The 11,661-nt window shown below is 53.4% G+C and carries 10 protein-coding genes; 6 read left to right on the forward strand and 4 right to left on the reverse strand.

What is annotated here, in order from left to right; all coding sequences use genetic code 11:
- Positions 1 to 115: 115 nt before the first annotated feature.
- The 4 genes from A6R74_RS09595 to A6R74_RS09610 all read right to left on the reverse strand — a co-directional run bounded on the left by A6R74_RS09595 (position 116) and on the right by A6R74_RS09610 (position 5,789).
- A complete protein-coding gene (locus A6R74_RS09595; RefSeq protein ID WP_064234289.1) occupies positions 116 to 1,381 on the reverse strand; it encodes a DUF6638 family protein in 1,266 nt (421 codons plus the stop codon).
- Positions 1,378 to 3,324 (reverse strand): AAA family ATPase, encoded by a 1,947-nt coding sequence (locus A6R74_RS09600; RefSeq protein WP_064234444.1) that lies wholly within the window; start codon positions 3,322 to 3,324, stop codon positions 1,378 to 1,380. The genes A6R74_RS09595 and A6R74_RS09600 overlap by 4 nt, the downstream gene beginning before the upstream one ends.
- Positions 3,325 to 3,441: 117 nt before the next feature.
- A complete protein-coding gene (locus tag A6R74_RS09605) occupies positions 3,442 to 4,563 on the reverse strand; it encodes a hypothetical protein (protein WP_064234290.1) in 1,122 nt (373 codons plus the stop codon).
- Positions 4,564 to 4,706: 143 nt separating this feature from the next.
- Positions 4,707 to 5,789 carry a hypothetical protein gene (locus A6R74_RS09610; protein ID WP_064234291.1) on the reverse strand — a complete coding sequence of 361 codons (1,083 nt, stop codon included), beginning with the start codon at positions 5,787 to 5,789 and terminating at the stop codon, positions 4,707 to 4,709.
- Between the two features lie 368 nt (positions 5,790 to 6,157).
- Here A6R74_RS09610 and A6R74_RS09615 point away from each other — a divergent pair, with 368 nt between their 5' ends.
- The 6 genes from A6R74_RS09615 (at position 6,158) to A6R74_RS09640 (ending at position 11,647) form a co-directional block, all read left to right on the forward strand.
- Positions 6,158 to 7,654, forward strand: a complete 1,497-nt coding sequence (locus A6R74_RS09615) for an NAD-dependent succinate-semialdehyde dehydrogenase (protein WP_064234292.1) — start codon at positions 6,158 to 6,160, stop codon at positions 7,652 to 7,654.
- Positions 7,655 to 7,738: 84 nt separating this feature from the next.
- Positions 7,739 to 9,172, forward strand: a complete 1,434-nt coding sequence (locus A6R74_RS09620) for an aspartate aminotransferase family protein (protein ID WP_064234293.1) — start codon at positions 7,739 to 7,741, stop codon at positions 9,170 to 9,172.
- A 131-nt stretch (positions 9,173 to 9,303) separates the two neighbouring features.
- Positions 9,304 to 9,981: a haloacid dehalogenase type II gene (locus A6R74_RS09625; RefSeq protein WP_064234294.1), complete on the forward strand. Its 678-nt coding sequence runs from the start codon at positions 9,304 to 9,306 to the stop codon at positions 9,979 to 9,981.
- 61 nt (positions 9,982 to 10,042) lie between these two features.
- On the forward strand, positions 10,043 to 10,390 hold the full coding sequence (locus tag A6R74_RS09630) for a putative quinol monooxygenase (protein WP_022522330.1): 348 nt from the start codon (positions 10,043 to 10,045) through the stop codon (positions 10,388 to 10,390).
- A gap of 17 nt (positions 10,391 to 10,407) precedes the next feature.
- Positions 10,408 to 10,875, forward strand: coding sequence for an S-ribosylhomocysteine lyase (locus A6R74_RS09635; RefSeq protein ID WP_007113703.1), 468 nt, complete (start codon positions 10,408 to 10,410; stop codon positions 10,873 to 10,875).
- A gap of 160 nt (positions 10,876 to 11,035) precedes the next feature.
- Positions 11,036 to 11,647 (forward strand): LysE family translocator, encoded by a 612-nt coding sequence (locus tag A6R74_RS09640; RefSeq protein WP_064234295.1) that lies wholly within the window; start codon positions 11,036 to 11,038, stop codon positions 11,645 to 11,647.
- Positions 11,648 to 11,661 lie beyond the last annotated feature (14 nt).

Here is an 11,661-nt window from a genome sequence, read left to right on the forward strand (position 1 = left end):
ATAGACGGCGAGTGCGTTATACAGAAGCGCCAGTGTCAAAATGAACGTCAGAACAAGTCGCATAAAGGGCAACACCGAGTGCTCCTCCGTAGAGCTTGTAAACGGAGGCGCAACATCATTCGTCTGCACCGAAAAGGTATGCACGTGCGCCGGCCTTATCAGGTGCATACTCGCGCGAGAGAAAGTCGCAGCAGTAGGCTTGTTTCGCCTCAGGCCAAGTGCGGTATTGACGGTAAAATTCGTTTTTATGGCAGATGAACAGCTGGCGGGTATCAAGGGGCGATAGCTCGGCTAGCAGCATATTGACGAGGTCTTTGTTCGCCGTGTTCGTCGCACGCATCAAGTAGAAATAGCTGGGGTGTTCCATCTCGATTCTGGGTTTGGCGCCGCGGGTTTCGGCCCACCGCATCATAGCCGCTAGGCCATCGTACTCATGGGGTAGCTCGCTTGCATAGCGTGAGGCGCGGCGCCGCATATCTGTATACGAGAGGCCCGTTACGTCCATTCCCTTTTGCGTTAGGATTTCTGCCAGTATAAAGGTGATTTTTTGGCGCAGGATATCGACTTCCTGGGTATCTCGCCCTTTGATAATGGGCTCGGCAAGCTGATTGTCTTGTAAAAATTGCCCTATCTTCTTGCGCTCATCCAGGCTCATTATTTGCTTAACTGGAAATTTCCCTAACGGTTTTTCGGTGCTGGCGATTAAAGCCGTGCTATCGATATCTTGAAAGAGATAAAGGCCGCCGAAATGCGCCGTCCAGAAGTTCTTTTGCTCAAATGCCGCATGTTCCAGTCGCACTGGGTTGCGTGAAATGTTGCCCGTACGCTTGACGGTATCGACCATATCGTCAATCAGGTCGTTATCGAACCAGCTGTCCTCTTCCTCCATAAAGCGATCGATTAGGGACTCCAAGCGCTCAGCTTCTGCGATGGTGCCCGTGGTCGTGTCGGCCTCAATGACGATGCGTCGAATATCAAATAGCCGTTCTGGTATAGCAACATCCAGCACAGAGTTTTCCAGCTCGCCCGCCACCGCATCGGTTGCTGTTAAGGCAAAAAGCTGCTGTTCGTTAGCATCGATAAAACGGCGCAGTATGTCTCGGTTGGTAGAGAACTTGGCGTTGAGAAGTGGGCAATACTTCTGCTCGATCGAGAGCAGGATAAACTGCCGATTGACGCCGCCGTGATTCAAATAGTAGTGATCTTCTAGCTCATCACCGATCTCCGGCGAATAGCCGGAGATATCGATATGGAACTCTGTCAGCGCAGTGGTTCTCCCGGTGAGATGCTGCAGTGCACGGCCATAACGCTCGACCAGCGCTTGCGAACTGACATGAAAGAGGTTGCCAAACATCAGCCCCTTTTCGATCAAGCGTTTCATGTTTGCTGCTCCTCCAGGTAGCGCCGACGCGCCGCTTCCTGAAGACCTAGGTCGCGAACCATGGTGTCGATGGCAGCAGCATCGGATTTACCTGCATAACGGAATTCGCTGTCGGCGTAACGGTTGATCTCCTGTAGCACCATATCGGTGGTAATAGGAACCCTCAGCTCGGTAATCATGTTGGATTTTGTATCGTAATCTTTAAACAAGAAAAGCTCTGGGTTCTCCATCCATTCGTCCGGGAGCTCGAAATCCATCGAGCGCACCTTGACGGCATCAGTGATGTTCTTGATAGCGCGTCCGGTGAAGCGCTCGTCGGCCTCCTGAATGGCTTTCAGGTACGTGCCGAGCTTGGCGATGGTATCAAGCTCGCCGACTTGCGAATGAACACGATCAAAGACCGCCAGCAGTGCCTCTTCTTGAGGGCGGCTATGGGCTTGAAAAGAGTTGGCCACTGCCTTCTGGATTTCCTGGGCAGCGTAAAGCGCGTGCTCGCCCAGCGGTATCTGGTGATCCTTACCTAGCAGAAGGTGAAGAACGTCGATGTAATCTTCGCGGGTTTGCGGGCCATCGACCAAAAAGCGCGCACCGGAACGTTGGCGCAAGGCATCGTCGACGTTTTCGGGGTAGTTAGAAAACATGCCGAAGGAACAGTTGCCGCGCACGACCGTGTTAGCGCCCGCAAAGGCATCCATCAACACTGCAGTCACTTCCTGTTGGCCTGCGGAAGATTGACGATCTCCACGTTTTCCCGCGATCTGGTCGATATCATCGACGGTGCCGAAGCCGATAACACCTGGATCCATCAGGTTGCTGATGAATGCCTTAGCGTTTTGGCCGGATTTCCCCTGATAGCTGTCAATGTTGTCGATACCGAAATTTTGATAACGAAACGGATACCCAGCCGCCTGGCAGTAGTCGTTTAGTAACCCTGCCATCATCTGAATCAAAGTGGTTTTACCTGTCCCTGGCTTACCGTCACCCATAAACGTGAAGATAAAACCACCCATCTCGGCGAAGGGGTTTAAGCGGCGCTCGAAATCGTAAGCCATCAACATTTTGGCGAGCCGCAGCGACTGGTATTTGGCAATATGGTTGCCCACCACCTCATGAGGCTTTTTGAAGGTCATGGTTAGCGTGGTGGATTTAGCTTTGGTGGCAGGCTCAAACCCACGCAGCGTCAGGTCATCGGCCTCTACACGCCAAACTGCGTCGCTAAACGGTGAGAGTCGCGGTGCACTTTGTGCGCGCAGCGCAACTTTTTCCATGCACTGCTCTGCAAAGGCACTGAGCGCTGCTGGCAGTTGGCTCTCATCGGTGGCATGCAGCGTAAGCTTTTGGTCGAGTTCCCAGAGCGTTCCGTTCAGGGCGAGGGGCGCATTGTCAGTTAGTAGCTCCGCTACCTCACCAATTTCGACGCTGGTCTCGTTAGTATGAGGTGCCATCAGGAAGGCCGTGGCATTGGCAAATACGTGCACGACAGCAAGTGCTTCGCCTGCCAGTAGCTGCGTAAATTCAGTTTTACGTGCGGTGTCCAGGGTGCCTGCCAAATTAGCCCGCTTAAGTTCGCTAAGGCCTGATGAATCAGCGTAGGCTTCGCCCACCGCCAATGCGATAGCCAATGCCCGTCTCAGTTGATGGAGAGCGGTGGCTTGGAGCGGTGAAACAAAAGGATCGTCTGTTTCGACCCCTTCGATGCGTGCGCGCAGATGTACGCCATCGGGGCGGGCGGTTGAACGGGTCACCAAGCCAGGCGTGGTTGAGCGCAAACGGCGAGTCTGACCGATACCGGGTGAGCGCTCTGGCGCTGCTGTTTGTTCTGAGGCCTGGGGTTTGGCCAACCGTGGCGTGTGGTCTATTCCTTCTAGCATCGTGGTGGCGGTGCCGTAATGCTTGCGAATATCCTCTTCTCGAAGTTCCATCTGGTCGCTGGTAAAACTCATGACATCCTCGGTTATAGGGCTATCCTGCCCTAATGACATTGCTTCAATACCGTTAGCGCGCAACATTGCTGCTTGTATCTGTGGGCGCCAGGATCGGTAATTTTGATTTGCGGTAATTTAGTAACTCAGTACTTGCCCCTTCGGGCTAACCACAAACTTGCGCACATCTAGAAAGCCAGGGGGATCAAGCTCGGCAAGCACTTGAAAAGGGTGCTGCGGCAATATAATGGCGCGCTCTGTGCGCGTGGCACCGGTATCAACTCCTCGACTGCCGAAGGGGTCAAGGGCAAAAACTTCGCGCTCTACTTTGCTGAACCAACCAGCGCGCTCCTCGCGCACCTGTTCGCTATTTAATTCTTCAAGCGTCCAAGCGAGCGCCCAGTCTTGGCCCTCCTGGGTAGCTGCCTGTTCAAGCACTTGATGCAAGGGGCCTGACTGCTCGGTATAAGCCGACGAGTACATCGGGCCTAGGTGGTAGCGGCTCAACTGTTTGGGGTGAAGGTCACTGAAATCCTTATCGAAGCCCTGCGCGATAGTAAGTAGCTTCAAACCCACTAAAGATTGCGACATAAGATGTGACTGCACCTGGGGCCAACGGCTTTGATCCTGGGGCAGGGGCGTCTTGCCACTATCTTCCAGCTCTACCAAATAGATGACGGGTAGGTTGACTTGGCTGTCGTAAACCGCCCAATGGATAAGGAATTGGCGGCGGCCATTGTCGCTGGTGCCCTGCCAAACAAGGCTTGGATCATTGCGTGCCCAAAACAGGCCGCCTTTCGTCAGCGTCTCATAGTAAAGACGCTGCGACAGCGCAAACTGTAGCTTGGTGGGTGTTTGTCGTTCAGTAAGAATGGTGTGAAGCATTTGCTTCTTCAGGGACTTCTCAGAAGGCAGGCTGGCAAGATGAAGCGCCGCTTGATGAACATCATTGCCCATGGTTAACAGTTCGGATGCCACCGGGAAGCCGCTGTCCCGCTTATCCATCGTCAGGCTATCCATCGGAGGGCCTTGCTCATTGCCGACGAGTAGATATTTCATGCTCAATGCCTTAAAAGTACGGTTCAGTCTAATTAGATAGTCCGTTAATACCTTGGCATTGGTTTTGGTAAGCCTTCCTTCTGCCTGCAGCGTGACCGCAGTTCTAGCGAGGTAATGGATAATATGCTCGAACTTGCGAAAATAACGACGCGAGGCAAAAGGGTCTGCCAAGTCAGTATGATCGCGGCTAAGCTCTGTCATTGGTTTCCCTCTCGAGAACAGGCGTGTTCTCGATCATCCTTTCGTTGACTAAGAGCGCCAATCGGCGCATTGGGTGGTATTCACCCAATGCTGATTGATCACTCTGTTAATAAGCTGTGTTGGGGGCAAAGATTGGGCGAAGATTAGCCCCCGTACAGGTTCTTATCATGCTTCTCAACGATGGCGGAGAAACGACGGGCAAAACGGTCGTCGGCTTTGGCTTTTTTCTCAATAATGTCGCGAGCAAATACCATGCTGTCTTCATGCGCTTCCATCATGTCGGCCATGCGCTGATTTGTAGCTGCACCAATACCCGCCATCGCTGTTTGTGCTTCCTTGTCGGTCTCAACACCGATTTCGTTGATGCGGTGGGCGACTTCCTGTTGCTGGGCCGTTTTGAGCGACTTCGTCAGTGCGTCATAAAGCACAACGCGCTGCTGGGTATCCGTCTGTAGTTTATTGATTAGCACCATTTGGGTAGCCGCTTGGTTTTGCAAGCTATCGACCCAGGTTTTACCCTTTTCGACATAGCGCTCAAGCGTCTGAGATTTCGCGATTTTGACCTGCTCTAGCTGTACCAGCGCATTATATTTTTCGTTCAGACCGGCCAGTTCAGATTCAAGCTGGGTGCGTGAAGTAGCATCCTGCTCTACAGAGATTTTGTTTTCCAACTCAACAATTGCTGGGTCAAGTTTCACTAACTCAGCGCGAGCGGCTTCAAGCTCGTGTACCGTCGCCTCGCGGTCGTCAAGAGTGGAAGTGAGGTTTTGTTGAACTTTTTCCTGCTGTTCTTGTAATGTTTCTAGCTGGTCTTTTAATAGGCTGACAATAATGTCTGATTTAGAAATCAGGTCTTGCAGCTTATCGTCGATATTTGCACCACGAATACGCTCTTGACGCAGTGATTCAGACTTTCCTTTACTGAAAATACCGACAAAGTTTTCCCAGCTTGATTTCGAACGCATGCCGTCAAAATCTTTCGAAAATGCCGCGGTGGTATCGTCCAAACCCATAATAAGTTCGGCGATGTTGGCGTTCATCAGATCAGCGTGAGCCTGCACATCATCAAGAGTGGCATTCTCGATATCAAGACCAATATCTTCACCAGCCTCAATTTTTTCTCGCGCGGTGTCCAATTGCGATGTCACTGCAGATATCTTGGCTTTGGAAGCCTTAACAGTATCTTGCGAGTCCTGGATCATTTTGTCGAATTGAGATGCACTCATGATTTCGTCCTTAATGAAGTATGGTGAAGATCCTTATAAAAGAGGCTTTATAGGTGATTTTAGTTTCACATGTCAATGTTATACAGCTTAAAAAGGTCGATGAAATCCGGGCAATTAGTTGCCCGGCAATGAAGCAATAAGCGTATATCCGTAATAATAAAGGCGTGGAGTAACGGCAGAAAAAAAGTCTGTTTATACTTCGTTTACAAAAAAAAATGCAATTTTACGCAGTCTTTTCAAAAACACTTCGTGGCTCCTCTCCGTTAACCTGGGGGCATTCGAGGGCAAGGCTAATGAGCGCTTGCTAGCAATGCCACACAGTTTCTGCAGCGCTAGGTTAGCCTGACTGCATTTAAGGAGAGGTTCCCATGACCACACTTTCGACCACGCTCGCCAAGCGCCTGGAAGATCCGCGTCTGTTCCGGCAGTACGCCTACGTGAACGGCAAGTGGACCCACGGGGAAGGCGGTCGCGAAGAGGCGGTGTACGACCCCGCTACCAATGAAGTGATTGGCCATATCCCGCTTTTAGAAGCCGAGCAGATTACCGCTGCGGTCGATGCCGCGGAAGACGCATTTGTGCAGTGGCGGGCACTGCGCGCGGATGAGCGTTGCGAGAAACTGTTGGCATGGTATGACTTGATTCAAGCCAACCGCGAAGACCTGGCTACCATCATGACGCTGGAGCAGGGCAAGCCGCTGCCCGATGCCCGTGGTGAGGTCGAGTACGGTGCCAGCTTCGTGCGCTGGTTCGCTGAAGAAGGTAAACGTACTTACGGCGAAACTATTCCTAGCCATATCCCCAACGCATCACTCGGTACCATTAAAGAGCCGGTCGGCATTGCGGCGATGATTACGCCGTGGAACTTCCCGCTGGCGATGATTACCCGTAAAGCCGCTGCGGCGCTGGCGGCGGGCTGCCCGGTGATCGTCAAACCCGCCAATGAAACGCCATATTCTGCTTTAGCGCTGGCGGAGTTGGCCGAGCGTGCGGGGATTCCAGCGGGGATTTTCAACGTGGTGCTGGGCGACCCGGCGGAAGTCTCGAAGATTCTCTGCGCTGAGTCGCGCATTCGGGCGTTGTCATTCACCGGTTCCACCCGAGTCGGTCGCCTGCTCATTGAGCAGAGCGCCAACACCGTCAAGCGGCTCTCCCTGGAATTAGGTGGCAACGCGCCCTTTATCGTGGGGCCAGATATGGATCCTAAAGAGGCGGCCTTCGCAGCAATCGACGCCAAGTTCCAAACCGCGGGGCAGGACTGCTTGGCCGCCAACCGTATTCTGGTTCACGAATCCATCCATGATGAATTTGTCGAGTATTTCAGCGAGCGTATGCTGGCGCTAACCTTGGGCAACGGGTTGCAGAGTGAGATTGATCTTGGCCCGCTGATTCACCGCCAGGCGGTGGAAAAAGCGGCCGCGATTGTCGATGACGCTGTTTCCAAGGGTGCCACTATGATCGGTGGTGATCAAAGCCAGGCGCCCGGTGAGAACTTCTTTATGCCGGTGATGCTGACCGGCGTAACGCCAAAAATGAAGGTATGGCGGGAAGAGAACTTCGCGCCGGTGGCTGGTATTACCGCTTACAGCACCGATGACGAAGTGATTGAGATGGCCAACGACACCGAGTACGGCCTCGCTGCGTACATCTACACCCACGATATTCGCCGCATCTGGAAGCTAATGCGCGCGCTGGAATACGGCATGGTCAGCGTCAACTCCGTTAAGATGACCGGCCCGCCAGTGCCGTTTGGCGGCGTAAAGCAGTCTGGCCTTGGCCGTGAAGGCGGCGCTACCGGCATCGATGAGTATCTGGAAACGAAGTATTACTGCCTGGGCGCGCTGGGTTCCGTCTCCGGTAGCTAGCGGCGCTTTTATTCCCAGCCGTAAGCAAACCTTTAAAATGCCCTCCCCAAACATTGGGGAGGTTTACTGTATAGAGAGAACGCTATGAGCTTGCATCAGGATTTAATCGAACGCGACCGTAAAGTCACTTTTCACGCCTCTACCCACCTGCGTGATTTCGCCCATGGCGATTCGCCGGGCCGCGTAATTACCGGCGGTAAAGGCATCAATATCGTGGATAAAGATGGCCGCGAGTTTATCGACGGCTTCGCTGGGCTTTACTGCGTCAATATTGGCTATGGTCGCACTGAAGTCGCCGAGGCGATCTACAAGCAAGCCTTAGAGCTCTCTTACTACCACACTTATGTGGGGCACTCCAACGAGCCGCAGATTGAGCTTTCCGAGCGCATTCTGAAAATCGCTGGCATGAACATGTCCAAGGTCTACTACGGCATGTCCGGCTCGGATGCCAACGAAACACAGCTCAAGATCGTGCGTTACTACAACAACGTGCTGGGTCGCCCGCAGAAGAAAAAGGTCATCTCACGCATGCGCGGTTATCACGGCTCGGGCATCGCCTCGGGTTCGTTAACCGGCCTAAAAGCGTTCCACGACCACTTCGATCTGCCCATCGACACCATTCGTCATACCGAAGCGCCGCACTACTACCTGCGTGCCGCTGAACAGCACGGTATGACCGAGCTCGAGTTCTCCGCGTTTTGTGCCGAGAAACTGGAAGCGATGATTCTGGAAGAAGGCCCGGATACCGTGGCCGCCTTTATCGGCGAGCCGGTGCTGGGTACTGGCGGTATCGTACCGCCGCCGGAAGGCTACTGGGATGCCATTCAAAGCGTGCTGGCGAAATACGACGTGCTACTAATTGCCGATGAAGTGGTGTGTGGTTTTGGCCGTACTGGCTCTGATTTCGGCAGCCACCACTACAATATGAAGCCTGATCTGGTCACTATCGCCAAAGGCCTCACCAGCGCCTATCAGCCGCTTTCTGGCGTGATTGTCGGTGAGAAAGTCTGGCAGGTACTTGAACAGGGCACCGGTGAATACGGACCCATCGGCCATGGCTGGACTTACTCCGGTCACGCTTTGGGCTGCGCAGCGGGCCTTGCCAACCTGGATATCATTGAACGTGAAAACCTGGTCGGTAACGCGGCAGAAACCGGCAGTTACTTCCAGCAGCAGCTAAAGGCTCACTTTGGAGGTCACCCGCTGCTAGGCGACGTACGTGGCGTTGGCCTAATGGCAGCGTTGGAATTCTCGCCAGATGCCAAGCAGCGCCTGCATTTCGACCCGGCCCTCAAAGTTGGCCCCCGAGTTGCCGCTGCCGCCATGGAAGAGAATCTGATTGCTCGTGCCATGCCCCAGGGCGATATTCTCGGTTTCGCACCGCCGCTGACCATCAACCGTGATGAAGTGGACGAGATGATTGGCCGTGCCAAGCGTGCCATCGACCGGGTGACCGATGAACTGGTTCGTTCCGGCGATCTGAAAACTGGCCAGCAAGAGGCGGCATTTACCGTTTAATAACAGCTTGAAGCCTTATGAGCGCCGCTGCCTGTGCAGCGGCGTTTCTGTTTTTGAAAGGGGCAGCTATGCTTAATAGCATGACGCTTGAGAGCGTTATAAGTCATTTAATAGTTAAGGAGTAGCCACTGATGCAGCCGGTCTTAGCCTTCGATGTATACGGTACGCTGATTGATACTCAGGGCGTTACGGTTGAACTGGAGCGCCGCTTAACGGATGCTTCCAAAGCAGTTGACTTTGCCCGCCGCTGGCGGGAAAAACAGCTGGAATACAGCTTTCGTCATGGCCTGATGGGCGCCTACGTGCCGTTTTCGGAGTGTACCCGCGAAGCGCTGGTGTTTGTCGACCGCGCCCTGCAAACAGGGCTTTCGGATAACGATCATGACCATCTGATGGCGGTGTACGGTGAACTGCCCGCTTTTGGTGATGTAATACCTGCGCTCGATCAGCTTCGTGATGCGGGCATACGCTGCGTGGCATTTTCGAACGGCACCGCAGAAGCCGTGTCCAAACTGCTAACGCGGGCGGGCGTTGAGAGCCATATGGACGATGTGATCAGCGCCGATGAGGTAAAACGCTTTAAGCCAGACCCAGCGGTTTACTCTCATCTGCGTAGTCGCTTAGAGACGCGCCCAGAGCACACATGGCTAGTGTCCAGTAACTCCTTTGATGTGATTGGCGCCGCCCATGCAGGGTTACGCAGTGCCTGGATACGCCGCAGCTCAGATGCCCCCTTTGACCCATGGGGAGTCGAGCCGGATATGACGGCTACCGATCTAGAGACATTGGCGGAACGCATCATCCGCTAGGTTGTTAACCTACGTCGACAAGCCGCATAATGACGCACGCTTAACGACTTAGGAGATGAGCATGTCAGAAAAAATTTACTGTGTTGCCGGTTTTAAACCCAAACCGGGTAAAGAAGAAGCGGTATTCAAAGCGCTTCAGTCGTTAGAGCCGAATACCCACCGTGAAGACGCGTGCATTCACTACACCGTGACCCGGCAGATCGATAATCCCTTCGCCCAGGGCACCAGTTACCCGATTGTTTTTCATGAAATCTGGGCCAGTCGTGAAGAGTTTGAAGCGCACTGCCAGCGCAAAGAGATTCAAGACTTCTTTGCCAAACACGTGGAAGCACCGGATGGCGATATCGAAGACGCCAATGTGTGCGTTTACACCGATGAGCCATGGAATTTTGACGCGCCCAAGGTATAAGCTAAGAAGGAGCTAACATGACCGATAAAAAGATGAACGTTGAGAGCTTTAACCTGGATCACACTAAGGTAAAAGCCCCGTACGTACGGTTAGCCGATATCAAGGAAGGCCAGAATGGCGATCGTATCCATAAATACGACCTGCGTATCTGCCAGCCCAACAAAGCGCATATGGATATGCCCGCGCTGCACTCCCTTGAGCACTTAATGGCTGAGCTGTCGCGCAATCACACCGATAAAGTGGTTGATATAAGCCCCATGGGCTGCCAAACCGGCTTCTATATCGCGATGATCAACCACGACGACTACGACGGCGTGATCACCATCATCGAACAAACTCTGAACGATGTGCTAGAAGCCACCGAAGTACCTGCCTGCAATGAAATGCAGTGCGGTTGGGCCGCCAGCCACAGCTTGGAAGGTGCCCAGGAACTGGCCCGTAACCTGCTCGCCAAGCGCAGCGAGTGGACTGAAGTATTTGCTTAAGCGTTATGTGAAACTGCTAGCGTAGTCATCAAAACGCCTTCCTTGTGTCAGATATAGCAGGGGAGGCGTTTTTATTGTCTGGGCATTAACGAATGGATAACGCCCACCAACGGTGACATGCTGGCACAACGCACGCATTTTCCAAGGGTGAGGCACCAATATGTTGTTGGACACTTGGCTTTTATACCTAATTGCCTGCATTGGCCTGTCGCTTTCACCCGGGCCTAACGGTCTGCTGGCGCTGACCCACGGCGCCATGCATGGCAGCCGTAAAACCCTGTTTACCATCATCGGCGGTGCGACAGGGTTTATGCTAATTATTGCCCTGTGCATGTTTGGGATTGGGGCGCTGCTTAAGTCGTCGGTGGTATGGCTGACAGTGCTGAAGTGGGTCGGCGGGGCCTATCTTATTTGGCTGGGGATTCAGGTATGGCGCTCACCGCCGATTACTGGCGAGCTTGATATGAAGGCAGGCCAAGCAAGCGGCTGGCAGCTTTATCGCCAAGGCGTACTGGCATCGATTACCAACCCCAAAGTACTGCTGTTTTTCAGCGCTTTTCTATCTCAGTTTATCGACCCGCAAAGCAGCTTGATGCTGCAATTTTTCCTGCTGGCTGGCACCTTTGTCGTTATCGAGTGCGTTGTAGAAGGTTTGCTCGCCAATATGGCCAACCGTATTCGTCACTGGTTAAAGCGCGTGGGCCGCGGATTCAACCGCACCTGCGGCGGCATCTTCATCGCTATTGGCGCTGCGCTGCCGCTTAGGGCTTGAGGTTGAGAACACGC

It is taken from the genome of Halomonas sp. ALS9, assembly GCF_001651035.1.
Classification (GTDB): domain Bacteria; phylum Pseudomonadota; class Gammaproteobacteria; order Pseudomonadales; family Halomonadaceae; genus Vreelandella.